Consider the following 26,155-nt stretch of genomic DNA (forward strand, 5'->3'; position numbering starts at 1 on the left):
TTAAAAACTAACTCAATGACTGCGGATTAAAATGGAACTAAAACAACTCGTAAATTATACCCGACAAATTTTGCAGGTGGACCAGTTCAAAGACTATTGTCCTAACGGGCTTCAGGTTGAAGGGCGATTGGAGGTGAATAAGATTGCAAGCGGCGTTAGTGCGAGTTTGGCTTTTCTTGAGGCAGCGAGAGATGCCGGTGCGGATGCTGTATTGGTGCATCATGGCTACTTTTGGAAAAATGAAGCGCCTTGTATGGTGGGTGTAAAGCGTAAACGTATTAAGTTTCTATTGGATAATGAAATAAGCTTGTTGGCTTTTCATCTACCTTTGGATGCGCATCCAGAACTCGGTAACAATGCCCAGTTGGCAAGGGTGTTGGGATTAAGCGCTGAAACCAATTTTGGGAATGAAAGTCTAGTTGCAAGTGGAAGTTTAGTGGTACCTCAAACGCTAAGTGATTTTTCAACATTTGTTCATTCACAATTACAAAGAGCCCCATTGGTGATTGGGGATCTAAATCGATCGGTTCAAAGTATCGCTTGGTGCACAGGTGCAGCTCAAGGTTACTTTGATGAAGCTATTGCGCTTGGTGTCGATGTATATATCAGTGGTGAGATTTCAGAGCAAACGGTTCACCTTGCTCGTGAGTCAGGCGTTGCATACATTGCGGCTGGCCATCATGCGACCGAGCGTTACGGGGTTAGGGCACTAGGTGAGCATCTTTCCCATCACTTTGGCTTAAGTCATGAGTTTATTGATATTGATAATCCAGTTTGATCGACCGGCATTAGTAATCAATGATTTTGATGGGTATGCCATAAATTAAAGGCTTCAAGGGTTTAAGTTTTGAGATGAAACCTGTAAAATAGATGGTTAAATTTTAATAGTATGTCGATGTAGTTTAGAAATTAAGGACATGTAATGGCGAATCAAGAAGTAGACCAAAGTAAGCGTAAGTTTCTGATTGCGGCAACCTCGGTTGCTGGTGGTGTTGCAGCCGCGGCTGTTGCTGTGCCTTTCGTTACTAGCATGCTGCCTAGCGAGCGTGCGAAGGCAGCTGGTGCGCCTGTAGAGGCAGACATCAGCAAGATTGAATCTGGTTCAATGATTACTGTTGAGTGGCGTGGCAAGCCTGTATGGATTGTTAATCGCAGCCAGGCGATGCTTGATGGACTTGCAAAGCATGATGATAAGCTATCCGATCCGAAATTGGCTGTAACCAGCCAGCAACCTGACTATTGTATAAATCCTGCTCGCTCGATTAAGCCAAACATCATGGTCCTTGTTGGGATTTGTACGCACTTGGGTTGTTCACCATCGCCGAAGCTTCAAACAGGTGGTGATATGGGTGCGGATTGGGTTGGTGGTTTTTTCTGCCCATGTCACGGCTCTCGATTTGACTTGGCTGGCCGAGTATTTAATGGTTCTCCAGCGCCAATTAATCTGGTTGTTCCACCGCATAAATACATCAGCGATGCAGTTTTGCTCATTGGTGCAGACGATAAGGGAGTTGCATAATGGCAAACAGCACGCAACAAGATTCTAAGAATCTAGTAGGTTGGATTGACGCTCGATTCCCGCTCAGTTCAACGGTCAAAGCGCATATCACCGAGTATTACGCACCTAAAAACTTTAATTTTTGGTACTTTTTCGGTGCATTAGCCACGTTAATTTTGGTGATACAAATCCTCACTGGTATCTTTCTAACCATGAATTACAAACCAGAAGCATCGTTAGCATTTGCTTCAGTTGAGTACATCATGCGTGATGTCTCTTGGGGGCGTTTAATCCGTTATATGCACTCCACCGGCGCTTCAATGTTCTTTGTGGTTGTTTACCTGCATATGTTCCGTGGATTAATGTACGGGTCTTATAAAACACCGCGTGAACTGATTTGGTTATTTGGGGTTGGTATATTTCTAGTGCTAATGGGAGAAGCGTTTTTTGGTTACCTATTGCCTTGGGGCCAAATGTCCTATTGGGGCGCACAAGTGATTATTAACTTGTTCACTTCAATTCCGTTTATTGGTCCAGACATTTCACTATGGTTGCGTGGTGACTATACGGTCTCTGATGCAACGCTCAACCGATTCTTTGCATTTCATGTAATTGCCTTGCCGCTTGTTTTATTGGGCTTAGTAATGGCGCATTTAATTGCACTGCACGAAGTTGGGTCAAACAATCCTGATGGTGTTGAAATTAAGAAGAATAAAGATCCAAAAACACATATCCCTCTTGATGGTATTCCGTTCCACCCTTACTACACAGTCAAGGATTTGATGGGTGTTTCAGTATTCTTAATTGTGTTTACAGCAATCATTTTCTTTGCGCCTGAAATGGGTGGTTACTTTTTAGAGGCCAATAACTTCATTCCAGCGGATCCCTTGAAAACGCCAGCGCACATTGCACCCGTTTGGTATTTTACGCCTTACTATTCTATTTTGCGTGCAGTGCCGCCGATCTTGAACTCGCAATTCCCTGGTGTGGCAGCGATGGGATTGTCAGTAGTGAGCTTCGCATTTTTACCTTGGTTGGATCGTAGTCCAGTTAAATCAATTCGCTATCGCGGTAATTTATACAAAAAATGGCTTGCAGCATTTGTAGTGAGCTTCCTGATCTTAGGATATTTGGGTACTGAACCGTCGAATGTTTGGGGTCAATTCTCAGCCAACATCCCTCTCTTGGGCGGCGCTGATCGAGCGACTGTGGTAGCTAGGATATTTAGTGTGGTTTACTTTTCATTCTTTGCTTTAATGCCTTGGTATACCAAGAGAGATAAGACCAAGCCAGTACCAGAAAGGGTAACAGGATAATGAAGACTAAAATTTTATTAGTGCTCGCTTTGTTGGTGCCTTTTTTAGCAGCAGCAAACGAAGGTGTAAAGTTGGATCACGCTCCAATCGATCCAAACAATCAAGCTTCCTTGCAGCGTGGAGCAAAAACGTTTGTTAATTACTGTTTAAATTGTCATAGCGCAGCTTATATGCGCTACAACCGTCTTCAAGATATTGGCTTAACTGATGCGCAAATTAAATCGAATTTGATGTTTGCTGGTGACAAAGTGGGCGACACAATGACTGTTGCCATGCAAAAAACTGAAGCTAAATCTTGGTTTGGCGTAACCCCACCGGACTTGTCGGTTGAGGCGCGTGCTCGAGGTGCTGATTGGATTTACAGCTACTTACGCAGTTTTTACCGTGATGATACAAGGCCGACTGGTTGGAACAATCTTGTGTATGAGAAAGTCGCTATGCCACATGTACTTTGGACATTGCAGGGTGAGCAGGTATTAAAGGTTGATGCAAAAACAGAAACGCATCGTCTTGTGTTGAATAAGCCAGGCATTCAGACACCAGCTGAATACGATCAAACGATTGCAGATCTTGTGAATTATTTAGTTTTTATGGCAGAACCTTACAAAGAGCGTGACAAACATCTTGGATTATTGGTGTTGGCCTTTTTGGGTTTAATGTTTGTACTAAGCTATTATTTGAAAAAAGAGTTCTGGAAAGATATACACTAAAATAACAACTTAGCGGGAAGCCAGCTATTCGGTTGGCTTCCCGTTTTGCTTTTGTAAGCGAGGAACCAAAATTATGATGACACTTTATTCAGGTACTACCGATCCATATAGCCATCGTTGCCGTATTGTCTTGTTCGAAAAGGGCATGGACTTTCAAGTCATTGATGTCGATTTGGCAAACAAGCCAGAAGACCTGGCTGTCATTAATCCACACAATACTGTGCCAGTGTTAGTTGAGCGTGACCTGGTGTTAGAGCAAGCAAATATCATCAATGAGTACATTGATGAGCGCTTTCCACATCCACAGTTGATGCCCGCTGATCCCGTTATGCGCGCACGCGCACGTTTGTTCCTTCACAATTTTGAAGAGCAGTTATTTGACCATATTAAAGATCTCGAATCAGACAACCAGAAGGCAGCAGACAAAGCGCGGAACACGATTCGTGACAATCTAACGCAAATCGTACCTTTGTTCAGCAAGCAAGAGTATATTTTGGGTGATGACTTCTCAATGTTAGATGTGGCGATTGCTCCGTTGTTATGGCGTCTTGGTCATTATGGTATTGAGCTGCCTAAACAAGCTGCACCTTTATTAAAATATGCTGAGCGTATTTTCTCTCGCCCTGCTTACATCGAAGCGATGACGCCTTCAGAAAAAGCAATGCGTAAATAAGGATGAGTGAATTCACTTCAACCAAACCCTACATGATCATGGCTATTCACGAGTGGTGCGTTGATAATCAATTGACGCCCCATCTCTTGGTTGAGGTAAACGCACAAACTAGAGTTCCCATGGCTTACGTTAAGGATGGTGAGATTGTCTTAAATCTTAATCATTCTGCCACAAAGGATCTTTACTTTACTAATGAAGCAATAAGTTTTTCTGCGCGATTTTCAGGTGCTTCAAATAATTTATACATCCCAATAAGTGCTGTAAAAGGGATTTTTGCTCGTGAAAATGGGCAGGGAATGTTTTTTGAAGTGCATCCAGAAGATTTAAATGAAAATAAAAACAATGACATAGAATTTTCTGACAAAAAAGAAAAAAATATTTCATCAGAAGTGAAAAAAACTACGCTAAAGTTGGTAAAATAGTGTCCTTTGTAAATGCAGTTGATTGATTAGTACTTGCCGAATTAGCTCAGTTGGTAGAGCAGCGCACTTGTAATGCGAAGGTCGTCAGTTCGATTCCGACATTCGGCACCAATCCCTTAATCACCCGAAGTTAAATCTATTGTCCTCAATCGCGATTTTAATTTGGGTTATCAATGTAACACTCGATACCGTTGGTCATGTAGCGCTTAAATTTGCCGCTACAGCTGAACACACAGAATCTAAAGAAATTGAACGTTGGAAATCAATGCTTCGCTCATTCCCTTTGTGGGTGGGGGTGGTTTGTTTTTGTCTCGAATTCGTCGTTTGGCTAGCATTCCTTTCAGTTCTTTCCTTGTCACAAGGTGTGTTGCTTGGTGCGATTAATATGGTTTCAATTGTCATTGCAGGACGATTGATATTCAAAGAAAAATTAGATCGTATGCGTCTTTTGGGGATGGCGTTGATTACGCTAGGCGTTATCTTTGTGGGGATTCACGCATGAAGAAAACACGTTTTTATGTCCTCGGATTTTCAGCCTTAATGCTATGCGATACGCTTACTCAAGTTTCCTTCAAGCTGGCATCAAATCATGGCGGTGAGTTTGTGATGCAGTTGGAGTGGTTCCTCTCAATATTCTCTCAACCATGGATTTATGGCGCAGTGCTTGGATATTTTGGCGCATTTATCGCTTGGATGACCTTGCTGAAGCATGCGCCAGTCGGGCCAGCTTTTGCGGCATCACATTTAGAAGTGGTGTTAGTGTTAGTCGTCTCCGCAGTTTATTTTGGAGATAGATTAGCTCCAATGCAGATAGTTGGAGCATTGCTCATTGTGCTTGGTATTGTTTGTTTGAGCTTTAGTGAGGCTGAGCATGAAAATGATGAAGTTCACTGAAGCCGCCCCTACAGCTGGTTTACCGCTCAATTGGCGTGATTTTTTTCCTTACTTATTTTCACAAAAATCTAGATTTTCGCTTGAAGAAAAGCTAGCTTCATTTATAGGTGTTGATGAGGCACAAGTAGAATGCTCTGGGACTGCAGCTTTGGTTGTTGCACTTGAGGCGCTCAAGATGCTGAGTGATAGAAAGCTTGTGGTTATTAGTGCTTATACCTGTCCTTGGGTTGCGTTGGCCGTGATCAAGGCCAATCTTATTCCTGTGCTTGCAGATTCTCAGTCCGAGCACTTCGCTTATTGTGAAAAATCTCTTAATTCCGTTGTTAACCATCAGACCTTAGCGGTAGTTCATACACATCTTGGTGGGCGAGTTGCCGATGTTGAGAAAACAATCGCTATCGCCAAAAATGTGGGTGCGTATGTAATTGAGGATGCAGCTCAATCATTAGGGGCTAAGTTGCACAATAAATCAGTTGGTACGTTTGGAGACATAGGATTTTATAGTTTGGGGGTTGGAAAAGGGCTCACCATATTTTCTGGCGGCGTTGTTGTCACGGAGAGTCTACAAATTAGAGAAGCACTTCGTCGTGTTGGTGGAAATTTGCCAAGTCATCATTTGCTTGAGTTACGTCGAACTATTGAATTGATTGCGTATTATTTACTATATCGTCCAGCAGGGATCGGTATGGCATTTGGACATCATTTACGCAATAAATTAAAACGGGGCAATTTAATTCAGGCAGTGGGGGATGATTGCTCTTTTGATTTTCCGTTACACAAAGTTGGCGCTTGGCGAAAGAGTATAGGCGCGAGCGCTGCAGATAGACTGCCAGCCTTTATTGAGCAAACCAAAAAAATAACGAGGGGACGTTTAGCAATCTTGACCAAGATTCCAGGGGTAAGCGTTGTTCTTGATACCAAGGGTGGAGAGGGTGTTTGGCCATTTTTTATTGTTCAAATACCATCTGAAGAAATGCGAGACAGAATTCTTGAGCAATTGTGGAATAAAGGCTTGGGTGTGGGGCGTTTATTTATTCATGCCCTTAAAGACTATGATTATTTAGTGCCACATTTCACAGATAGTAAAATCCCTAATGCACAAGTATTTGCTTCACGTACGTTTATTATTACGAATTGCAATTGGTTGAGTGAGCAAGATTTCGCTAAAATATGCGACGTGATTTCGGAGCAAGTAGCGCATGTATAAAATCCAATGGCAGCAATCTGTAGAAGATATTCCTGAGGCATTATGGCAGGAGTCTTTTGCTGCGCCTTACGAAGGTAAATGGTGGTATGCAGCGCTTGAGCGAGCAGGCTTGGATGCGCAATTCAAATTTATGTATGGGCTGGTTTCATATAACGATAAGCCTTTGGCAATTGCCCCTGCATTTCTGATGGACGTGCCAATTGCTTTGGTCATTCCGCCAGCATTGCTTCCAATTTTTAATATCTTGGGCAAGTTTTTCCCCGCTTTACTTTATCAGCGTACATTTTTTATTGGGTCGCCGTGTAGTGACGAAGGTCGTGTTGGTCTTGGGCATGGAGCTAATTCGCTGGAGGTGTTCGCACTTATCAACAAAGCGATGCGGACTAAGGCTGATGAGCTAGGCGCTTCGATGCGTGTTTGGAAAGATTTTGCTCAGGAGCAGCAACCCGCACTGGTTCCTTTGCTAAAAAATGATGGTTTGTTTCATTTGGTGAGTTTTCCTGGCACAAACTTGTATTTAGATGGCAAAAATAAAAATGACTATATTTCGTCACTCAAAGCTTCTCGTCGTAACAAGATAAAAAAGAAAATGAAGCAGGCAAATGACGCGCCTGTATATGTTGAGATTGTTTCGTATCCTAATACAGCAGTGATGGATGAGATTTTTAGCTTGTTTTGGCAAACGTACGAAAAAGGTAACACAAAGTTTGAGCAACTTAACCGAGCATTTTTCGAGGAAATCTCGCAATATGAGAATTCACATTATGTAATTTTGCGTAAGAATGAATCCAAAGAAATGTTGTGCTTTATGCTTTGCTTCAAGCTTGGTGAGCATGTGGTGAATAAGTTTATTGGGATTGATTACAGCCAGCCAAAAGAATGGTTCTTGTATTTTAGACTTTGGGATGCGGCTGTTGAGTGGTCTTATAGCGTAGGGGCCACATCAATCCAAAGTGGTCAAACTGGCTACGCACCAAAAATAGAGCTGGGTAATGAGATGGTGGCTTTGAGTAACTATTGTCAGCACAAAAATCCAGTCGTGAACTTCATCTATCAATTGGTCGCTAAAACGATTAATTGGGATACCTTAGATCCTGATTTGGCGATTTACGTCAAAGCCTATCCAGAGCTTAAACCTGCAAACTTAAAATGACGTAGATTGCAGGTTTTTAAAAGTCCAATTAATAGTCAATATTTGGATTGACAGCGCTTAAGAATATCTGCATAATCTTGGGTTCGGTTTGGAGGGGTGGCCGAGTGGTTAAAGGCGACGGACTGTAAATCCGTTCTCTCAGAGTACGAAGGTTCGAATCCTTCCCCCTCCACCAATGTATTTTAAACCAAGATTTAAATTGTTTGATTTGAAGTAATTGGAGCCAAGTGAAGGCTTTTATTGCCGAGCTAGCCTCGATTGCGGGGTTCGTATAATGGTAATACCCTAGCCTTCCAAGCTAGAGCCGCGGGTTCGATTCCCGTACCCCGCTCCATTCAAGTCAATCTTTTAAAGAATATTAGCGCCCATGTGGCTCAGTGGTAGAGCACTCCCTTGGTAAGGGAGAGGTCGCGGGTCCGATTCCCGCCATGGGCACCACGTACGGTGCTGGTATTACGGTGGTGCGTTATGAATTTGCGTACTCATGTGCACCTAACTTAACTTGATGAAGTCAGTTAAAGGAAGAAAAAAATGGCAAAAGGCAAATTTGAACGTACCAAGCCACACGTTAACGTAGGCACAATTGGACACGTTGACCATGGTAAGACAACACTAACAGCAGCGATCACGACTGTATTGACAAAGAAATTTGGCGGCGAAGCAAAAGCTTACGACCAAATTGATGCTGCACCAGAAGAAAAGGCACGTGGTATTACTATTAATACTGCCCACGTTGAGTACGAGACAGAAACACGTCACTACGCACACGTTGACTGCCCAGGCCATGCTGACTATGTAAAAAAACATGATTACTGGCGCTGCGCAAATGGACGGTGCTATTTTGGTATGTTCAGCAGCTGACGGTCCTATGCCACAAACACGTGAGCATATCCTTTTTAGCTCGCCAAGTTGGTGTTCCATACATCGTTGTGTTCCTAAACAAAGCAGACATGGTTGATGATGCTGAGTTGTTAGAGCTAGTAGAAATGGAAGTTCGTGATTTGTTGTCTAAATATGACTTCCCAGGTGATGACACACCAATCATTCACGGTTCAGCAAAATTGGCACTAGAAGGTGACCAATCAGAAATCGGCGAACCAGCAATTTTCAAATTGGCTGCAGCTTTAGATAGCTACATCCCATTGCCAGAACGTGCAATCGACGGTGCATTCTTGATGCCAGTTGAAGACGTATTCTCAATCTCAGGTCGCGGTACAGTAGTAACAGGCCGTATTGAGCGCGGTATTGTTAAAGTTGGTGATGAAATTGAAATCGTTGGTATTAAGCCAACATTGAAAACAACATGTACAGGCGTTGAAATGTTCCGCAAATTGCTAGACCAAGGTCAAGCAGGCGACAACGTTGGCGTATTGCTACGTGGTACAAAACGTGAAGAAGTTGAACGTGGTCAAGTGCTTTCAAAAGCAGGTTCTATCAAGCCACATACAAAATTCACAGCAGAGATTTACGTGTTGGGTAAAGATGAAGGTGGTCGTCATACACCATTCTTCAATGGTTACCGTCCACAATTCTATTTCCGTACAACAGACGTGACTGGTGCAGTTGAATTGCCAGAAGGTACAGAAATGGTGATGCCAGGTGATAACGTATCAATCACAGTGACATTGATTGCTCCGATTGCGATGGAAGATGGTTTACGCTTCGCGATTCGTGAAGGCGGTCGTACTGTTGGTGCGGGTGTTGTTGCTAAGATTATTGAATAATCTTTAGTTTCATCAAATCGAGATGCTACGCTAACAACCCAGCGTGGCATCTTCAGTTTTTAAGTACAGGCCAATAGCTCAATTGGTAGAGTATCGGTCTCCAAAACCGAGGGTTGGGGGTTCGAGACCCTCTTGGCCTGCCATGTATTTAGTAATTTTTTTAGCTAAAGCGCATAAATGATGATTGATAAAATTAAGCTTGTATTTAGCTTGCTCTTTGTAGGGTTTGGCGTCACAGGCTTTTATTTGCTTGAAGAAAAGCAGCCAATGGTCGTTCGTATCTTGGCGGTTTTGGCTGGATTAATTGCAGCAGCTGTTCTGTTGTCCACGACGAAATCAGGTAAAGAATTTTTTGCATTTTCACGTGATTCAGTAGCAGAAGCAAAACGAGTTGTATGGCCGTCACGCCGTGAAACAATACAAACTACTGTTGCGGTATTTGTCCTTGTTTTGGTGATGGCAATTTTTATGTGGATTGTTGATGTCGGCTTTTTATCATTAGTAAAAGCGCTGATGGGTCGGGGTGCTTAATGAGTATGCGATGGTATGCAGTTCAAGCTTTTTCTGGTTTTGAGAAATCAGTTCAGCGCAGTTTGGAAGAACGTGTTTCACGTTCAGATTTCAAAGAGCAGTTTGGTCAAATTCTAGTACCAGTTGAAGAAGTGGTCGAGATGAAGGCTGGGCAAAAAGCGATTAGTGAGCGTAAGCTTTATCCTGGCTATGTTCTTGTACAAATGGACATGACAGATGAGAGCTGGCATTTAGTCAAAAGTACACCAAGGGTTACTGCCTTTATTGGTGGAACAGCCCTAAAGCCTACGCCAATCAAAGATAAAGAAGTCGAAATTATCTTGCAACGTATGGATGACAGCAAAAGCAATCCTACGCAAAAACTTACTTTTGAAAAAGGTGAGGCTGTGCGTGTTATTGATGGCCCATTCAAAGACTTCTCAGGAAGCGTTGAAGATATCAATTACGAGAAAAGTAAATTGCGTGTTTCAGTGGTTATTTTTGGCCGCGCAACGCCTGTAGAACTAGAGTTCGGTCAGGTACAAAAAGAAATATAAGATTTTGCTCGGGCGCCTTAAGGCACTTGGGCATTTGCTATTTATAAAATAGCATAAGCGGTAGCGTTTTATTACGCTGCAATTACCAAACTGGGGAGCTTGATTTAAAGCGATTGTACCCATATTAGGAGTCGTAAAATGGCAAAGAAAGTTATTGGCTATATCAAACTGCAGATCCCTGCAGGCAAAGCTAACCCAAGTCCTCCAGTCGGTCCAGCATTGGGTCAACGTGGTTTGAACATCATGGAATTCTGTAAGGCATTTAATGCCGCAACACAAAGTGTTGAGCCTGGCCTTCCAATTCCAGTTGTGATTACTGCATTTGCAGACAAGAGCTTCACGTTCATCATGAAGACACCACCTGCAACGATTTTGATCAAGAAAGCTGCAAAAATCGACAAAGGTTCACCACGTCCACATACTGACAAAGTTGGTAAGATTACTCGCGCTCAAGCTGAGGAAATTGCTAAAACTAAGATGCCAGATCTAACAGCCTCTGATATGGATGCTGCTGTTCGTACGATTGCTGGTAGCGCTCGCAGTATGGGTATTGAAGTGGAGGGTGTATAACATGGCTAAGATTTCTAAACGTAATGTAGCGCTTCAATCAAAAGTTGATCGCGATAAAATCTATCAAGTGGCTGATGCATTGGCATTAGTAAAAGAAACGGCAACTGCCAAATTCGACGAATCAGTTGATGCAGTTGTGAATTTGGGTATTGATGCACGTAAATCAGATCAATTGATCCGTGGCGCGCTTGTATTGCCAAATGGTACAGGTAAAACAAAACGTGTTGCAGTGTTCGCACAAGGCGCACAAGCTGAGGCTGCTAAAGCGGCTGGTGCTGAGATTGTTGGTTTTGAAGATTTAGCTGAGCAAGTTAAAGGCGGCATGTTAGATTTTGATGTCGCAATTGCTACGCCTGATGCAATGCGTATCGTTGGTCAACTTGGTCAAGTGTTAGGCCCACGTGGTTTGATGCCTAACCCTAAAGTTGGCACAGTAACGCCTGATGTTGCTAAAGCAGTTAAAGATGCTAAAGCGGGTCAAGTGCAATACCGTACAGACAAAGGTGGCATTATTCACTGCACAATCGGCCGCGCTTCATTTACGGTTGATGCGTTGCAACAGAACTTGGCTGCGCTAGTTGATGCTTTGAATAAAGCAAAACCAGCGTCATCAAAAGGTCAGTATTTAAAGAAAGTATCAGTCTCTAGCACCATGGGTGTTGGGGTGCGTGTAGATCAATCTAATCTAGTTTAATAGCTAGATAGAAGTATTTTTGAGTTGATGATGCATCAATTCAATAAAGGGCTTTGGGCTTGACATCGTTTTAGAAGTTTTGACCGATGTCAAGGTTATCAAAGACCGTAGGCACCATAACCAATTGAAGTTAATTGGTGGGTTTAATGGTAGTGGTCAGTGATGGGTGATGAAGGGTTAGATATTCAATCCTCTGTGACTGATTAATGAATACCTACGCAGATGGCGTCCCCTGAAAACAGGACAGTATTGAAAAATACTCCTGACGAAAGGTCGCCGTGGGATGGCTTTTGTAGTGTTTTGCTACAAAGGTTTAATTAACGGAAGGAGAAGACCTTGAGTCTTAATCTTGAACAGAAAAAGGCAGTAGTTGTTGAAGTCAGCGAGCAAGTCTCGACGGCCCAAGCAATCATCGTAGCTGAGTATCGTGGCTTACAAGTGGGTCATATGACCGAATTGCGCGCTCAAGCCAGAAAATCAGGCGTATACCTTCGTGTATTGAAAAATACATTGGTACGCCGTGCAGTTGAAGGCACGCCATTTTCTGGTTTAGCAAACGAAATGGTTGGCCCATTAGTGTTCGGTATATCTTCCGATCCAGTATCAGCCGCTAAAGTACTTAGCGACTTTGCTAAAGCTAACGACAAATTCATTATTAAAGCTGGTGCAATGCCTAACCAAGTGATGGACGCTAATGCCGTTCAAGCACTTGCTGCGTTGCCAAGCCGTGACGAATTGTTGGCTAAATTGCTCGGCACTATGCAAGCACCTGTTGCTAAATTTGTACGTACGCTTAATGAAGTACCTACAAAATTTGTGCGTGGTCTTGCTGCAGTGCGCGATCAAAAAGCCGCGTAACTTTACCGCAAACTTAAACTACATTTTATTTATCAGGAGTATTTCAAATGGCAATTTCTAAATCAGAAATTTTAGATGCAGTAGCAGCTTTATCAGTTCTTGAACTTTCAGAATTGATCAAAGACATGGAAGAAAAATTTGGCGTTTCAGCTGCAGCTGCAGCTGTTGCGGTTGCTGCAGCACCTGCTGCAGGTGGTGCTTCAGCTGCTGCTGAGAAATCGGAGTTCGATGTTATTTTGTTAGCTGCAGGCGATAACAAAGTTAACGTAATTAAAGCAGTTCGTGAAATCACAGCGCTTGGCTTAAAAGAAGCTAAAGATCTAGTTGATGGCGCACCAAAAGCAGTTAAAGAAGGCGTTTCAAAAGCTGACGCTGATGAAACATTGAAGAAATTGATTGAAGCTGGCGCGACTGGCGAAATCAAGTAATTCAGGTTGTAAGTTAGATTTAGGCTGACGGGAAACCGTCAGCCTTAACCATTTTAAGATGGTAGAAGATAAGGCATTAAATTATGTGCCTTACCTTCTACCTTTTACCCCCTTAGGAGACGCTATGAGCTATTCCTTTACCGAAAAGAAACGCATTCGTAAGAGCTTTGCAAAACGTGAAAGTGTGCAGGAAATTCCATACTTACTCGCGATGCAATTGGAATCGTATGCTGCGTTTTTACAAGCAAATGTTATTGCTGACAAACGTGAAGATGCTGGTTTACAAGCAACATTTAGTTCTATTTTCCCAATCGTTAGCCACTCAGGTAACGCACGTTTAGATTACGTGAGTTATCACTTGGGTGCTGAGCCTTTTGACGTGAAAGAATGTCAACAACGTGGCTTGACTTACGCAGCGCCATTGCGTGTCAAGGTGCGTTTGACCATCATGGATAAAGAGGCTTCAAAGCCAACTGTGAAGGAAGTGAAAGAGCAAGAAGTTTACATGGGCGAATTGCCTTTGATGACTGAAAATGGCTCATTTGTGATTAACGGTACCGAGCGTGTGATTGTTTCTCAATTGCACCGTAGCCCAGGCGTATTCTTTGAGCATGATCGTGGTAAAACACACAGCTCAGGTAAATTATTATTCTCAGCTCGAATCATCCCTTACCGTGGCTCTTGGTTGGATTTCGAGTTTGATCCAAAAGACTACTTGTACTTCCGTGTTGATCGTCGCCGTAAGATGCCGGTCACTATTTTGCTTAAAGCACTTGGCTACACACCAGAACAAATTCTTGAAACATTCTATGACGTGGATACATTCCACTTGTCAGCAAAGGGTGTTCAATTTGAATTAGTGCCTGAACGTCTACGTGGTGAAGTTGCTAAGTTCGACATCACTGCTAAGGACGGTACAGTAATTGTTGCTAAAGACAAGCGCATTACTGTTAAGCATATCCGTGATATGGAAAAAGCAGGCATCAGCAAAATTGCTGTGCCAGTTGAATTCGTTTTAGGTCGTACCATTGCAAACGCTATTGTAGATAAAGAAACAGGTGAAGTTGTTGCAAACGCAAATGACGAAATCACTGAAAGCTTATTAGAAAAACTACACGGCGCAAGTGTTGCCAAAATCAACACGCTTTATGCTAACGATTTAGACCACGGTGATTACATTTCACAAACATTACGTATTGATGAAATCCCTGACCAGTACAGCGCGCGTGTTGCGATTTACCGCATGATGCGTCCTGGTGAGCCACCAACGGAAGATGCAGTTCAAGCATTGTTTGAAGGCCTGTTCTTCAATCCAGATCGCTACGATTTGTCAGTTGTTGGTCGTATGAAGTTCAATCGTCGTGCATTCCCAGAGAAAATTGAAGATCGTATCGCTGCTTGGTTGCGTAAATTCTATGAAAAAGTTGGCCCGCAAGGTGCTGAAGGTGCTTCTACACTTTCAAATGAAGACATCTTGGCAGTGGTTGGCGTGTTACTAGAGTTGCGTAACGGCCGAGGCGAGATTGACGATATTGATCATTTGGGTAACCGTCGTATCCGTTCAGTAGGTGAGTTAGCAGAAAACCAATTCCGCGCAGGTCTAGTGCGTGTTGAACGTGCTGTTAAAGAGCGTTTAAGCCAAGCAGAATCAGATAACTTGATGCCACACGATTTGATTAACGCTAAGCCTGTATCTAGTGCGATTCGTGAGTTCTTCGGCTCAAGCCAATTAAGTCAGTTTATGGATCAAACCAATCCATTGTCTGAAATTACGCACAAACGTCGTGTTTCAGCGTTAGGCCCTGGTGGTCTGACACGTGAACGTGCTGGTTTTGAAGTGCGTGACGTTCATACAACGCACTACGGTCGTGTATGTCCGATTGAAACGCCAGAGGGTCCAAACATTGGTTTGATTAACTCATTGGCCCTTTATGCACGTACAAATAAATACGGCTTCTTAGAAACGCCTTATCGCCGTGTTGATGGTAATAAAGTTTCAGCAAACATCGACTTCCTCTCAGCGATTGAAGAGAGTCAATACATGATTGCGCAAGCTAACTCAGAGTTAGATGCTAAAGGTAACTTTAAAGAAGACCTTATCTCAGCCCGTTATCACAACGAATTTACAATGACGCAACCTGACCGTGTTCAATACATGGACGTTGCGCCAGGCCAAATTGTTTCTGTTGCGGCTTCATTGATTCCATTCTTGGAACACGATGATGCGAACCGTGCATTGATGGGTGCGAACATGCAACGTCAAGCTGTGCCATGTCTACGTGCTGAAAAAGCAGTGGTAGGTACAGGGATTGAACGTACCGTGGCGATTGACTCTGGTACAACAGTACAAGCGCGTCGTGGCGGTATCGTTGATTACGTAGATTCAGGCCGTATCGTGATTCGTGTGCATGACGCTGAAGCGCTTGCAGGCGAAGTTGGTGTGGATATCTACAACCTAACGAAATACACGCGTTCTAACCAAAACACTAATATTAACCAACGTCCACTAGTGAACGTGGGTGACGTATTAGCACGTGGCGATGTCATTGCTGACGGTGCATCAACAGACATGGGCGAATTAGCGCTTGGTCAAAACATGCTAGTCGCATTTATGCCATGGAATGGTTATAACTACGAAGATTCAATTCTAATTTCAGAGCGTGTTGTATCTGACGATCGTTACACTTCAATTCATATTGAAGAATTGTCAGTCGTGGCACGTGATACGAAATTAGGCGCTGAAGAAATTACGCGTGATATCTCAAACTTGTCTGAGCGTATGCTTGGTCGTTTGGATGAATCAGGCATTATCTACATCGGTGCAGAGGTTGAGGCTGGCGACGTATTGGTTGGTAAAGTAACGCCTAAGGGTGAAACACAACTGACACCAGAAGAGAAATTACTACGTGCGATTTTCGGTGAAAAAGCTTCTGACGTTAAAGATACAAGCTTGCGCGTGCCATCAGGGATGTCAGGGACTGTGATTGACGTTCAAGTGTTCACTCGTGAAGGTATTGACCGTGATACCCGTGCTCAACAAATCATTGATGACCAATTAGGTCATTACAAACAAGATTTGGCTGACCAAATGCGTATTGTTGAAGATGACGCATTCGGTCGTATTCAACGCTTAATCGAAGGAAAATCAGCCACTGGCGGCCCTAACAAGCTGAAAAAAGGCGAAACAGTGACTGCAGAATATCTGCAAGCCATTGGTCGTTATGATTGGTTTGATATTCGTTTGGCTGATGAAGAAGCAGCACGTCAACTTGAACAATTGAAAGACAGCTTATCTCAAGCACGTGTTGAGTTCGATAGCCGTTTTGAAGAGAAAAAACGTAAATTGACGCAAGGCGATGATTTGCAAGCTGGCGTTCAAAAAATGGTGAAAGTCTATATCGCTGTTAAACGTCGTATTCAACCTGGCGATAAAATGGCGGGTCGTCACGGTAACAAGGGTGTTATCTCTAAGATTGCCCCTGTTGAAGACATGCCGCACATGGCCGATGGTACCCCTGTTGATATCGTGTTGAACCCACTAGGCGTTCCATCACGTATGAACATCGGTCAGATTCTAGAAACTCACTTAGGCTGGGCTGCTAAGGGTCTTGGTATGCGCATTGGCGAAATGCTTGCTACACAAGCAAAAGTCTCTGAAGTGCGTAAGTTCTTAGATCAAATCTATAACGACAGCAACGGTAAGGGCGAAGACATTAAGTCATTGTCTGATAAAGAGGTGCTGGACTTAGCGAAAAATCTAGAACATGGCGTACCTTTTGCAACGCCAGTATTTGACGGTGCAACCGAGTTAGATATTAAAGCGATGCTTGATTTGGCGTTCCCAGATGATGATCCACGTACAAAACAATTAAAGTTCTCTGCTGGTAAAACACAGGTTCAATTAATTGATGGCCGAACAGGTGATCCATTTGAGCGTCCAGTGACTGTGGGTTATATGCACGTATTGAAATTGCATCACTTGGTTGATGACAAGATGCATGCGCGTTCTACAGGTCCTTACAGTTTGGTTACGCAACAACCATTGGGCGGTAAAGCTCAATTCGGTGGTCAGCGCTTTGGTGAGATGGAAGTTTGGGCATTGGAGGCTTATGGTGCTTCATACACCTTACAAGAAATGCTCACAGTGAAATCTGATGACGTTTCTGGCCGTACCAAGGTTTATGAAAATATCGTGAAGGGCGAACATAAGATTGATGCTGGCATGCCAGAGTCATTCAACGTGTTGGTGAAAGAAATTCGCTCACTCGCTATTGATATCGACCTTGATCGCAACTAACAGTATAAGCATTCGCTCAAGCGAAACTAAGGAGATTAAATGAAAGCTCTATTAGACTTATTTAAGCAGGTCACTCAAGAAGAAGAATTTGACGCGATTAAGATCGCGCTTGCTTCTCCTGAGAAAATTCGCTCATGGTCCTATGGTGAAGTTAAAAAGCCAGAAACCATTAACTACCGTACATTCAAGCCTGAACGTGATGGCTTGTTCTGCGCAAAAATCTTTGGCCCTATCAAAGATTACGAGTGCTTGTGCGGTAAATACAAACGCTTAAAACATCGCGGTGTTATTTGTGAGAAATGTGGTGTTGAAGTCACATTGTCAAAAGTACGTCGTGAGCGCATGGCGCACATTGAGTTAGCTAGTCCAGTTGCACACATCTGGTTCTTGAAGAGTTTGCCAAGCCGTTTAGGTATGGTGCTTGATATCGCATTGCGCGACATCGAACGTGTGCTTTATTTTGAAGCATACATTGTTATTGAGCCGGGTATGACACCACTTACACGTGGTCAATTGCTCACGGAAGATGACTACCTCGCTAAAGTAGAAGAGTACGGTGATGAATTCAATGCAGTGATGGGTGCTGAAGCGGTGCGTGAATTACTTCGCACTATGGATGTACACAATGAAATCGAAACATTGCGTCAAGATTTGGGCGCAACTGGTTCTGAAGCAAAAATCAAGAAAATTGCAAAACGCTTGAAAGTACTCGAAGCATTCCAAAAATCTGGCATTAAGCCAGAGTGGATGATTCTTGAAGTATTGCCAGTATTGCCACCAGAGTTACGTCCATTAGTACCATTGGATGGTGGTCGTTTCGCAACTTCTGACTTGAACGATTTATATCGTCGCGTGATTAATCGTAACAATCGTCTAAAACGCTTGTTAGAGTTAAAAGCACCAGAAATTATTGTACGTAACGAAAAACGTATGTTACAAGAAGCGGTGGATTCACTATTAGACAATGGTCGTCGCGGTAAAGTGATGACTGGTGCTAACAAGCGTCCATTGAAATCACTTGCTGACATGATCAAGGGTAAAGGCGGTCGTTTCCGTCAAAACTTGCTTGGTAAACGTGTGGATTACTCTGGTCGTTCAGTGATTGTGGTTGGTCCACAATTGAAACTGCACCAATGCGGTCTACCTAAGAAAATGGCGCTTGAGTTATTCAAGCCATTCATTTTCCATAAGCTAGAAGTGTTGGGCTTAGCGACAACCATTAAAGCTGCGAAGAAAAAAGTTGAAGAGGAAGGTCCAGAAGTATGGGATATCCTAGAGGACGTCATTCGCGAGCATCCAGTACTACTAAACCGTGCGCCTACATTGCACCGCTTGGGTATTCAAGCATTTGAACCAGTATTGATTGAAGGTAAGGCAATTCAATTGCACCCATTGGTTTGTGCTGCGTTTAACGCCGACTTTGACGGTGACCAAATGGCGGTCCACGTTCCATTGAGCTTGGAAGCGCAAATGGAAGCACGCACATTGATGCTTGCTTCAAACAACGTGCTTTCTCCAGCAAACGGTGAACCAATTATTGTGCCATCACAAGATATCGTGTTGGGTCTTTACTACATGACGCGCGAAAAAGTTGCGGCACGTGGTGAAGGCATGCGCTTCGCTAACGTGGCTGAAGTTCAACGTGTTTATGACAGCGGTCAAATCGACTTGCACGCAAAAATCACGGTACGTATTAAAGAATACGATGTTGATTTAGATGGTACAAAACACGAGAAAATCAATCGTTACGAAACAACAGTGGGTCGTGCATTGTTATCAGAAATCATGCCAGCTGGCTTGCCATTTAGCTTGATTGATAAAGCGTTGAAGAAAAAAGAAATCTCACGTTTGATTAACTCTGGTTTCCGTAAAGTTGGTATTCGTGAAACAGTTATTTTGGCTGATAAGCTCATGGGCATGGGTTACACCTATGCGACACGTGCAGGTATTTCTATCAGCATTAACGACATGTTGGTTCCACCAGAAAAAGGTCAATTGATTGCTTCAGCAGAAGCTGAAGTGAAAGAAATTGAAGATCAATACGTTTCTGGTTTGGTGACACAAGGTGAGCGTTATAACAAGGTTGTGGATATCTGGGGTCGTGCTGGCGATAAAGTCGCTGACGCTATGATGAAGCAATTGAAAGAAGAAAATGTACTTGATGCTGACGGTAATGTAGCGAAAGACAAAGATGGTAAAGCTTTACGTCAAGAGTCTTTCAACGCGATTTATATGATGGCTGACTCTGGCGCCCGCGGTTCAGCAGCTCAGGTTAGACAGCTTGCTGGTATGCGTGGTTTGATGGCTAAACCAGATGGCTCAATTATTGAAACGCCAATTATTGCGAACTTCCGTGATGGTTTGAACGTGTTGCAATACTTTATTTCAACCCATGGTGCTCGTAAGGGTCTTGCCGATACTGCGTTGAAAACAGCGAACTCAGGTTACTTGACGCGTCGTTTGGTTGATGTGACACAAGACTTGGTGGTGACTGAACATGATTGTGGTACTAGCGATGGTTTGGTAACAAAAGCTTTGGTTAAAGGTGGTGAAGTGGTTGAGCCGTTGCATGACCGTATCTTGGGTCGTACAACCGCGCTTGATATTATTAACCCTGAAAATCAAGAAGTGGTTTATCCAGCTGGTACATTGCTAACAGAAGATGAAGTTGAACATATTGATGCTTTAGGCGTTGATGAAGTGAAAGTGCGTACAGCGCTCACATGTGAAACTCGCTACGGTATTTGTGCGAAATGTTACGGCCGTGACTTAGGTCGCGGTAAATTGATTAACATGGGTGAAGCTGTTGGTGTGATTGCTGCGCAATCTATCGGCGAGCCAGGTACTCAATTGACCATGCGTACATTCCACATCGGTGGTGCGGTATCCCGTGCTGCCTCTGTGAGCCAAGTTGAAAGTAAATCAAACGGCATTATCCGTTTCAGCTCAACTATGCGTTATGTAACGAATGCACGTAATGAGCAAGTCGTCATTTCACGTAATGGTGAAGCGATTATTCAAGATGATAACGGTCGTGAACGTGAGCGTCATAAAGTGCCTTACGGTGCAACGCTTGTAATTACTGATGGCAAGCCAATTAAAGCTGGCCAAGCGATTGCAACATGGGATCCGCATACTCGTCCAATCATCACAGAGTACGCAGGTCGCGTGAAGTTTGAAAACGTTGAAGAAGGTATCACTGTTGCTAAGCAAATCGATGAAGTGACAGGTTTGTCTTCATTGGTGGTGATTGATCCAAAACAACGTGCTGGCCAAACGAAAGGCTTACGTCCTCAAGTTAAATTGTTGGATGCCAATGGCAATGAAGTGAAGATTGCTGGCGGTGATGTTTCAGTGAACATTACATTCCAATTAGGCTGCATTATTACTGTGAAAGATGGCCAAGAAGTTGGCGTGGGTGAAGTATTAGCACGTATCCCACAAGAATCATCTAAGACTCGTGATATTACAGGGGGCTTGCCGCGTGTAGCTGAGTTGTTCGAAGCACGTTCACCAAAAGATGCAGGTTTGCTTGCAGAGGTGACGGGTACTGTTTCATTCGGTAAAGATACAAAGGGTAAACAACGTCTAGTCTTTACTGACTTGGACGGTGTGACGCATGAATACTTGATCCCTAAAGATAAGCACGTGACTGCACATGATGGTCAAGTGGTGACTAAGGGTGAAAGCATTGTTGACGGTCCAGCAGATCCTCAAGATATCTTGAGACTGCAAGGTCGTGAAGCGCTAGCGCGTTACATCATTGACGAAGTGCAAGACGTTTATCGTTTGCAAGGCGTTAAGATTAATGACAAGCACATCGAAGTCATCGTGCGTCAAATGTTACGTCGTGTTCGCATCTCAGATGCTGGCGACACAACATTCATCATGGGTGAGCAAGTTGAGCGCGCAGATGTATTGTCTGAAAACGAAAGAGTTGTAGCGTTAGATAAACGCCCAGCAGTATACGAATACGTATTGCTAGGTATTACAAAGGCTTCACTATCTACAGACTCATTTATTTCAGCGGCGTCATTCCAAGAAACAACGCGTGTTCTAACCGAAGCTGCAATCTTGGGCAAACGTGATGAATTGCGTGGTTTGAAAGAAAACGTCATTGTGGGTCGTTTGATTCCTGCTGGTACTGGTCTTGCCTATCACGAAACGCGTAAGCGTCAAGCGAGCGGTGTGGATGCAGCACCTGCGGTAATAGAAGAGGCGGAAATTACAGAAGCAACAGTGTCGGAAGTGCCTGAATCAGAAACAGGAAGTACCGAGATTGCTTGACAATGTATTGAACGCTAAATAGAATGCTAGGTTTTTCGGGATGGCGAATTTCGCCGTCCCGTAATTTTTACAGGATTAAAGGTTATGCCAACCATCAATCAATTAGTGCGCAAACCGCGCCAAAAAGTGGTCACCAAGAGCAAAGTGCCAGCCTTAGAAAGCTGTCCACAAAAGCGTGGTGTCTGTACACGTGTTTACACAACAACGCCTAAAAAGCCAAACTCAGCTTTGCGTAAAGTCGCAAAAGTACGTTTGACTAACGGCTACGAAGTTATTAGTTATATCGGCGGTGAAGGCCATAACTTGCAAGAGCATAGCGTGGTTCTACTGCGCGGTGGTCGTGTAAAGGACTTGCCTGGTGTGCGTTACCATATGGTGCGCGGTAGCTTGGATACTGCTGGTGTTAAAGACCGTAAACAATCACGTTCTAAATACGGTGCTAAGCGCCCTAAAGCGGCTTAATTATTGGCCTAGCCGCTTAAACTAAGGAATAGAGAAAAATGCCTAGACGTAGAGAAGTCCCCAAACGAAACATCTTGCCTGATCCAAAATTTGGTAGCCAAGAAGTTTCTAAATTCGTAAACGTATTGATGACTGGTGGTAAAAAATCAGTTGCTGAGCGTATTTTGTACGGTGCATTTGACCAAGTTACTCAAAAAAGTGGCAAGGATGCATTGGAAGTGTTTACGCTAGCAATTAACAATTTGCGCCCGATTGTTGAAGTTAAGAGCCGCCGTGTTGGTGGTGCTAACTATCAAGTGCCAGTTGAAGTTCGTCCAAATCGCCGTAGTGCTTTGGCAATGCGTTGGTTGCGTGATGCTGCGCGTAAGCGTGGTGAAAAATCAATGGGCTTGCGCTTGGCGGCTGAATTGGTTGAGGCTTCTGAAGGTCGCGGTTCTGCAATGAAGAAACGTGAAGAAGTTCACCGTATGGCAGAAGCTAACAAAGCATTCTCGCATTTCCGCTTCTAATCAACAGATATAAAGAAAAAAGGTAATCGCTGTGGCTCGTAAAACCCCTATTGAACGCTACCGTAACATTGGTATTAGTGCGCACATTGACGCTGGTAAAACAACGACAACTGAACGTATTCTTTTTTACACTGGTGTTAACCACAAAATCGGTGAAGTGCATGATGGCGCTGCTACGATGGACTGGATGGAGCAAGAGCAAGAACGTGGTATTACTATTACGTCTGCAGCGACTACCTGCTTCTGGTCTGGCATGGCTAAGCAGTTTGACCAGCACCGTATCAACATTATTGATACCCCAGGTCACGTTGACTTCACAATTGAGGTTGAACGTTCAATGCGTGTGCTTGACGGCGCATGTATGGTTTACTGTGCGGTAGGTGGTGTACAGCCACAATCTGAAACGGTTTGGCGTCAAGCTAACAAATACAAAGTGCCACGTTTGGCATTCGTAAATAAGATGGACCGCGCTGGTGCGGATTTCTTCAAAGTTTACGATCAAATGCGTCTTCGTCTAAAAGCAAATCCAGTCCCATTGCAAGTGCCAATCGGCGCTTCAGAAACCTTTGAGGGTGTGGTTGACTTAATCAAGATGAAAGCAATCTTCTGGGACGAAGCTTCGCAAGGTATGAAGTTTGATTACCGTGATATTCCTGACAATCTAAAGGCTGATTGCGCTAAATGGCGTGAGAACATGGTGGAAGCTGCTGCTGAAGCTAATGAACAGCTAATGAACAAGTACCTAGAAAATGGTGATTTGTCAGAAGAAGATATCTTGGCAGGCTTGCGTCTTCGTACGATTGCATTTGAAATTGTTCCAATGATGTGTGGTTCAGCATTTAAGAACAAGGGTGTTCAGGCAATGTTGGACAAGGTAATTGAACTTATGCCAGCACCAACTGACATTCCTCCAGTTAAAGCTGAAGATGAAAAAGGCAATGAAGTTCGCTTGCGTGCTGCTGATGATGAAAAATTCGCTGCTGATGATGAAAAATTCTCAGCGTTAGCGTTTAAGATTATGACTGACCCATTTGTTGGTCAATTGATTTTCTTCCGCGTTTACTCTGGTGTTGTTAATGCTGGTGATACAGTTTACAACCCAATCAAGGGAAAAAAAGAACGTATCGGACGTATCGTGCAAATGCATGCGAATACTCGCGAGCCGCTTGATGAAGTTCGTGCGGGCGATATTGCAGCAGCTGTTGGTCTTAAAGAAGCCACAACAGGTGATACATTGTGTAGCTTGAACCACGAAGTGATTCTTGAGCGTATGATTTTCCCTGAGCCAGTAATTCACGTTGCTGTAGAGCCAAAAACAAAGGCCGACCAAGAAAAAATGGGTGTTGCGCTTAACCGTTTGGCACAAGAAGATCCTTCGTTCCGTGTTAAAACAGATGAAGAAACTAACCAAACGATTATTTCTGGTATGGGTGAGTTGCACTTAGAAATTCTAGTTGATCGTATGAAACGTGAGTTTGGCGTTGAAGCTAACGTTGGCGCACCACAAGTTGCGTATCGTGAAGCGATCAAGAAGAAAGTTGAAGTTGAAGGTAAGTTCGTTAAGCAATCTGGTGGTAAGGGTCAATACGGTCACGTTTGGCTTATCATGGAGCCTAACGAGCAAGGTAAGGGCTTTGAATTCATTGATCAAATTAAGGGTGGTACAGTGCCACGTGAATTTATCCCTGCTGTTGAAAAAGGCTTGAGAGAAACTATCCCTAGCGGTATTTTGGCTGGTTTCCCTGTCGTTGACGTAAAAGTAACGTTGTTTGATGGTTCGTACCATGATGTTGACTCGAACGAAAACGCATTTAAGATGGCAGCATCAATCGGTTTCAAAGATGGTATGCGTAAAGCAGATCCTATCTTGCTTGAGCCTATGATGGCTGTTGAAGTGGAGACACCAGAAGACTACATGGGTGATGTGATGGGTGACTTGTCATCACGCCGGGGTATGATTCAAGGTATGGATGATAGCCCGACAGGTAAAATCATTCGTGCAGAAGTTCCGCTAGCTGAGATGTTCGGTTACTCAACGGTTGTACGTTCATTGTCTCAAGGTCGTGCAAGTTACAGCATGGAATTTAAGCATTACACTGAAGCACCAAGAAACGTTGCTGAAGCAATTATCAACAAAAAATAAGTATTAATTTAATTAAGATAGATTAAGGAAGAAAAAAATGGCAAAAGGCAAATTTGAACGTACCAAGCCACACGTTAACGTAGGCACAATTGGACACGTTGACCATGGTAAGACAACACTAACAGCAGCGATCACGACTGTATTGACAAAGAAATTTGGCGGCGAAGCAAAAGCTTACGACCAAATTGATGCTGCACCAGAAGAAAAGGCACGTGGTATTACTATTAATACTGCCCACGTTGAGTACGAGACAGAAACACGTCACTACGCACACGTTGACTGCCCAGGCCATGCTGACTATGTAAAAAACATGATTACTGGCGCTGCGCAAATGGACGGTGCTATTTTGGTATGTTCAGCAGCTGACGGTCCTATGCCACAAACACGTGAGCATATCCTTTTAGCTCGCCAAGTTGGTGTTCCATACATCGTTGTGTTCCTAAACAAAGCAGACATGGTTGATGATGCTGAGTTGTTAGAGCTAGTAGAAATGGAAGTTCGTGATTTGTTGTCTAAATATGACTTCCCAGGTGATGACACACCAATCATTCACGGTTCAGCAAAATTGGCACTAGAAGGTGACCAATCAGAAATCGGCGAACCAGCAATTTTCAAATTGGCTGCAGCTTTAGATAGCTACATCCCATTGCCAGAACGTGCAATCGACGGTGCATTCTTGATGCCAGTTGAAGACGTATTCTCAATCTCAGGTCGCGGTACAGTAGTAACAGGCCGTATTGAGCGCGGTATTGTTAAAGTTGGTGATGAAATTGAAATCGTTGGTATTAAGCCAACATTGAAAACAACATGTACAGGCGTTGAAATGTTCCGCAAATTGCTAGACCAAGGTCAAGCAGGCGACAACGTTGGCGTATTGCTACGTGGTACAAAACGTGAAGAAGTTGAACGTGGTCAAGTGCTTTCAAAAGCAGGTTCTATCAAGCCACATACAAAATTCACAGCAGAGATTTACGTGTTGGGTAAAGATGAAGGTGGTCGTCATACACCATTCTTCAATGGTTACCGTCCACAATTCTATTTCCGTACAACAGACGTGACTGGTGCAGTTGAATTGCCAGAAGGTACAGAAATGGTGATGCCAGGTGATAACGTATCAATCACAGTGACATTGATTGCTCCGATTGCGATGGAAGATGGTTTACGCTTCGCGATTCGTGAAGGCGGTCGTACTGTTGGTGCGGGTGTTGTTGCTAAGATTATTGAATAATCAATAAGTAATTTT

Annotated in this window: 22 protein-coding genes, 5 tRNA genes and 1 pseudogene; all 28 read left to right on the top strand. The window is 43.5% G+C overall.

All coding sequences use genetic code 11. From position 1 onward, the window contains the following. Nucleotides 1–31: 31 nt before the first annotated feature. The 28 genes and pseudogenes from BN1209_RS01055 to tuf (BN1209_RS01190) all read left to right on the top strand — a co-directional run bounded on the left by BN1209_RS01055 (nucleotide 32) and on the right by tuf (BN1209_RS01190) (nucleotide 26,140). A complete protein-coding gene (locus BN1209_RS01055) occupies nucleotides 32–778 on the top strand; it encodes a Nif3-like dinuclear metal center hexameric protein (RefSeq protein ID WP_045750568.1) in 747 nt (248 codons plus the stop codon). 144 nt (nucleotides 779–922) lie between these two features. Beyond that, complete coding sequence (petA, locus tag BN1209_RS01060) at nucleotides 923–1,519, top strand: ubiquinol-cytochrome c reductase iron-sulfur subunit (protein WP_045750569.1); 597 nt, start codon at nucleotides 923–925, stop codon at nucleotides 1,517–1,519. Continuing rightward, nucleotides 1,519–2,814 carry a cytochrome b gene (locus BN1209_RS01065; protein ID WP_045750570.1) on the top strand — a complete coding sequence of 432 codons (1,296 nt, stop codon included), beginning with the start codon at nucleotides 1,519–1,521 and terminating at the stop codon, nucleotides 2,812–2,814. The genes petA and BN1209_RS01065 overlap by 1 nt, the downstream gene beginning before the upstream one ends. Then, a complete protein-coding gene (locus tag BN1209_RS01070; RefSeq protein ID WP_045750571.1) occupies nucleotides 2,814–3,524 on the top strand; it encodes a cytochrome c1 in 711 nt (236 codons plus the stop codon). Before BN1209_RS01065 ends, BN1209_RS01070 begins: the two co-directional genes overlap by 1 nt. A 73-nt stretch (nucleotides 3,525–3,597) precedes the next feature. Then, nucleotides 3,598–4,197 carry a glutathione S-transferase N-terminal domain-containing protein gene (locus BN1209_RS01075; RefSeq protein WP_045750572.1) on the top strand — a complete coding sequence of 200 codons (600 nt, stop codon included), beginning with the start codon at nucleotides 3,598–3,600 and terminating at the stop codon, nucleotides 4,195–4,197. 2 nt (nucleotides 4,198–4,199) lie between these two features. After that, nucleotides 4,200–4,619 (top strand): ClpXP protease specificity-enhancing factor, encoded by a 420-nt coding sequence (locus tag BN1209_RS01080; protein ID WP_045750573.1) that lies wholly within the window; start codon nucleotides 4,200–4,202, stop codon nucleotides 4,617–4,619. A 35-nt stretch (nucleotides 4,620–4,654) separates the two neighbouring features. After that, nucleotides 4,655–4,730 (top strand) — tRNA-Thr (locus tag BN1209_RS01085). A 28-nt stretch (nucleotides 4,731–4,758) separates the two neighbouring features. Beyond that, a complete protein-coding gene (locus BN1209_RS01090) occupies nucleotides 4,759–5,121 on the top strand; it encodes an EamA family transporter (protein ID WP_045750574.1) in 363 nt (120 codons plus the stop codon). Next, nucleotides 5,118–5,513 (top strand): DMT family transporter, encoded by a 396-nt coding sequence (locus BN1209_RS01095; RefSeq protein WP_045750575.1) that lies wholly within the window; start codon nucleotides 5,118–5,120, stop codon nucleotides 5,511–5,513. Before BN1209_RS01090 ends, BN1209_RS01095 begins: the two co-directional genes overlap by 4 nt. Beyond that, complete coding sequence (locus tag BN1209_RS01100; protein ID WP_171816488.1) at nucleotides 5,497–6,720, top strand: DegT/DnrJ/EryC1/StrS family aminotransferase; 1,224 nt, start codon at nucleotides 5,497–5,499, stop codon at nucleotides 6,718–6,720. Before BN1209_RS01095 ends, BN1209_RS01100 begins: the two co-directional genes overlap by 17 nt. Continuing rightward, complete coding sequence (locus BN1209_RS01105) at nucleotides 6,713–7,873, top strand: peptidogalycan biosysnthesis protein (protein WP_045750577.1); 1,161 nt, start codon at nucleotides 6,713–6,715, stop codon at nucleotides 7,871–7,873. The genes BN1209_RS01100 and BN1209_RS01105 overlap by 8 nt, the downstream gene beginning before the upstream one ends. Before the next feature lie 90 nt (nucleotides 7,874–7,963). Then, nucleotides 7,964–8,048, top strand: a tRNA-Tyr gene (locus BN1209_RS01110). Between the two features lie 85 nt (nucleotides 8,049–8,133). Continuing rightward, nucleotides 8,134–8,207, top strand: a tRNA-Gly gene (locus BN1209_RS01115). A gap of 29 nt (nucleotides 8,208–8,236) precedes the next feature. Continuing rightward, nucleotides 8,237–8,311 (top strand) — tRNA-Thr (locus BN1209_RS01120). 93 nt (nucleotides 8,312–8,404) lie between these two features. Beyond that, nucleotides 8,405–9,597 (top strand): annotated as a pseudogene (gene tuf, locus BN1209_RS01125) (elongation factor Tu). 67 nt (nucleotides 9,598–9,664) lie between these two features. Further along, nucleotides 9,665–9,740: transfer RNA gene (locus BN1209_RS01130), tRNA-Trp, on the top strand. Nucleotides 9,741–9,777: 37 nt separating this feature from the next. Then, entirely contained in the window at nucleotides 9,778–10,128 is a 351-nt protein-coding gene (gene secE, locus BN1209_RS01135; RefSeq protein ID WP_045751881.1) for a preprotein translocase subunit SecE, read from the top strand. Next, nucleotides 10,128–10,664, top strand: coding sequence for a transcription termination/antitermination protein NusG (nusG, locus tag BN1209_RS01140; protein ID WP_045750578.1), 537 nt, complete (start codon nucleotides 10,128–10,130; stop codon nucleotides 10,662–10,664). The genes secE and nusG overlap by 1 nt, the downstream gene beginning before the upstream one ends. A gap of 138 nt (nucleotides 10,665–10,802) precedes the next feature. After that, nucleotides 10,803–11,234, top strand: coding sequence for a 50S ribosomal protein L11 (gene rplK / locus BN1209_RS01145; RefSeq protein ID WP_045750579.1), 432 nt, complete (start codon nucleotides 10,803–10,805; stop codon nucleotides 11,232–11,234). A 1-nt stretch (nucleotide 11,235) separates the two neighbouring features. Beyond that, the gene (gene rplA / locus BN1209_RS01150) at nucleotides 11,236–11,928 is read left to right on the top strand and encodes a 50S ribosomal protein L1 (protein WP_045750580.1); all 693 of its coding nucleotides are present in this window, start codon (nucleotides 11,236–11,238) and stop codon (nucleotides 11,926–11,928) included. 336 nt (nucleotides 11,929–12,264) lie between these two features. After that, entirely contained in the window at nucleotides 12,265–12,786 is a 522-nt protein-coding gene (gene rplJ / locus BN1209_RS01155; RefSeq protein WP_045750581.1) for a 50S ribosomal protein L10, read from the top strand. A 47-nt stretch (nucleotides 12,787–12,833) separates the two neighbouring features. Continuing rightward, nucleotides 12,834–13,214: a 50S ribosomal protein L7/L12 gene (gene rplL, locus BN1209_RS01160; RefSeq protein WP_045750582.1), complete on the top strand. Its 381-nt coding sequence runs from the start codon at nucleotides 12,834–12,836 to the stop codon at nucleotides 13,212–13,214. 124 nt (nucleotides 13,215–13,338) lie between these two features. Then, nucleotides 13,339–17,511 (top strand): DNA-directed RNA polymerase subunit beta, encoded by a 4,173-nt coding sequence (gene rpoB / locus BN1209_RS01165; RefSeq protein WP_045750583.1) that lies wholly within the window; start codon nucleotides 13,339–13,341, stop codon nucleotides 17,509–17,511. Nucleotides 17,512–17,550: 39 nt separating this feature from the next. Then, on the top strand, nucleotides 17,551–21,798 hold the full coding sequence (rpoC, locus tag BN1209_RS01170; RefSeq protein WP_045750584.1) for a DNA-directed RNA polymerase subunit beta': 4,248 nt from the start codon (nucleotides 17,551–17,553) through the stop codon (nucleotides 21,796–21,798). Between the two features lie 84 nt (nucleotides 21,799–21,882). Continuing rightward, a complete protein-coding gene (rpsL, locus tag BN1209_RS01175; RefSeq protein ID WP_015829259.1) occupies nucleotides 21,883–22,260 on the top strand; it encodes a 30S ribosomal protein S12 in 378 nt (125 codons plus the stop codon). A 38-nt stretch (nucleotides 22,261–22,298) separates the two neighbouring features. Continuing rightward, nucleotides 22,299–22,769, top strand: a complete 471-nt coding sequence (gene rpsG / locus BN1209_RS01180; RefSeq protein ID WP_045750585.1) for a 30S ribosomal protein S7 — start codon at nucleotides 22,299–22,301, stop codon at nucleotides 22,767–22,769. A 31-nt stretch (nucleotides 22,770–22,800) separates the two neighbouring features. Continuing rightward, the gene (gene fusA, locus BN1209_RS01185; RefSeq protein ID WP_045750586.1) at nucleotides 22,801–24,912 is read left to right on the top strand and encodes an elongation factor G; all 2,112 of its coding nucleotides are present in this window, start codon (nucleotides 22,801–22,803) and stop codon (nucleotides 24,910–24,912) included. 37 nt (nucleotides 24,913–24,949) lie between these two features. After that, nucleotides 24,950–26,140, top strand: a complete 1,191-nt coding sequence (gene tuf / locus BN1209_RS01190; protein ID WP_045750587.1) for an elongation factor Tu — start codon at nucleotides 24,950–24,952, stop codon at nucleotides 26,138–26,140. The last annotated feature ends 15 nt before the right edge of the window (nucleotides 26,141–26,155 follow it).

Origin of the sequence: Candidatus Methylopumilus turicensis, from assembly GCF_000953015.1 — a bacterium.
Classification (GTDB): Bacteria; Pseudomonadota; Gammaproteobacteria; order Burkholderiales; family Methylophilaceae; genus Methylopumilus_A; species Methylopumilus_A turicensis.

What these genes read in the sequence shown, in the direction of transcription:
- secE (WP_045751881.1), top strand. Translation starts at nt 9,778, where the DNA reads ATGATTGATAAAATTAAGCTTGTATTTAGCTTGCTCTTTGTAGGGTTT.
- rplK (WP_045750579.1), top strand. Translation starts at nt 10,803, where the DNA reads ATGGCAAAGAAAGTTATTGGCTATATCAAACTGCAGATCCCTGCAGGC.
- rpoC (WP_045750584.1), top strand. Translation starts at nt 17,551, where the DNA reads ATGAAAGCTCTATTAGACTTATTTAAGCAGGTCACTCAAGAAGAAGAA.
- rpsG (WP_045750585.1), top strand. Translation starts at nt 22,299, where the DNA reads ATGCCTAGACGTAGAGAAGTCCCCAAACGAAACATCTTGCCTGATCCA.
- BN1209_RS01055 (WP_045750568.1), top strand. Translation starts at nt 32, where the DNA reads ATGGAACTAAAACAACTCGTAAATTATACCCGACAAATTTTGCAGGTG.
- BN1209_RS01080 (WP_045750573.1), top strand. Translation starts at nt 4,200, where the DNA reads ATGAGTGAATTCACTTCAACCAAACCCTACATGATCATGGCTATTCAC.
- BN1209_RS01075 (WP_045750572.1), top strand. Translation starts at nt 3,598, where the DNA reads ATGATGACACTTTATTCAGGTACTACCGATCCATATAGCCATCGTTGC.
- BN1209_RS01065 (WP_045750570.1), top strand. Translation starts at nt 1,519, where the DNA reads ATGGCAAACAGCACGCAACAAGATTCTAAGAATCTAGTAGGTTGGATT.
- BN1209_RS01105 (WP_045750577.1), top strand. Translation starts at nt 6,713, where the DNA reads ATGTATAAAATCCAATGGCAGCAATCTGTAGAAGATATTCCTGAGGCA.
- rpoB (WP_045750583.1), top strand. Translation starts at nt 13,339, where the DNA reads ATGAGCTATTCCTTTACCGAAAAGAAACGCATTCGTAAGAGCTTTGCA.
- BN1209_RS01070 (WP_045750571.1), top strand. Translation starts at nt 2,814, where the DNA reads ATGAAGACTAAAATTTTATTAGTGCTCGCTTTGTTGGTGCCTTTTTTA.
- rpsL (WP_015829259.1), top strand. Translation starts at nt 21,883, where the DNA reads ATGCCAACCATCAATCAATTAGTGCGCAAACCGCGCCAAAAAGTGGTC.
- BN1209_RS01100 (WP_171816488.1), top strand. Translation starts at nt 5,497, where the DNA reads ATGATGAAGTTCACTGAAGCCGCCCCTACAGCTGGTTTACCGCTCAAT.
- tuf (WP_045750587.1), top strand. Translation starts at nt 24,950, where the DNA reads ATGGCAAAAGGCAAATTTGAACGTACCAAGCCACACGTTAACGTAGGC.
- rplL (WP_045750582.1), top strand. Translation starts at nt 12,834, where the DNA reads ATGGCAATTTCTAAATCAGAAATTTTAGATGCAGTAGCAGCTTTATCA.
- nusG (WP_045750578.1), top strand. Translation starts at nt 10,128, where the DNA reads ATGAGTATGCGATGGTATGCAGTTCAAGCTTTTTCTGGTTTTGAGAAA.
- BN1209_RS01095 (WP_045750575.1), top strand. Translation starts at nt 5,118, where the DNA reads ATGAAGAAAACACGTTTTTATGTCCTCGGATTTTCAGCCTTAATGCTA.
- petA (WP_045750569.1), top strand. Translation starts at nt 923, where the DNA reads ATGGCGAATCAAGAAGTAGACCAAAGTAAGCGTAAGTTTCTGATTGCG.
- rplA (WP_045750580.1), top strand. Translation starts at nt 11,236, where the DNA reads ATGGCTAAGATTTCTAAACGTAATGTAGCGCTTCAATCAAAAGTTGAT.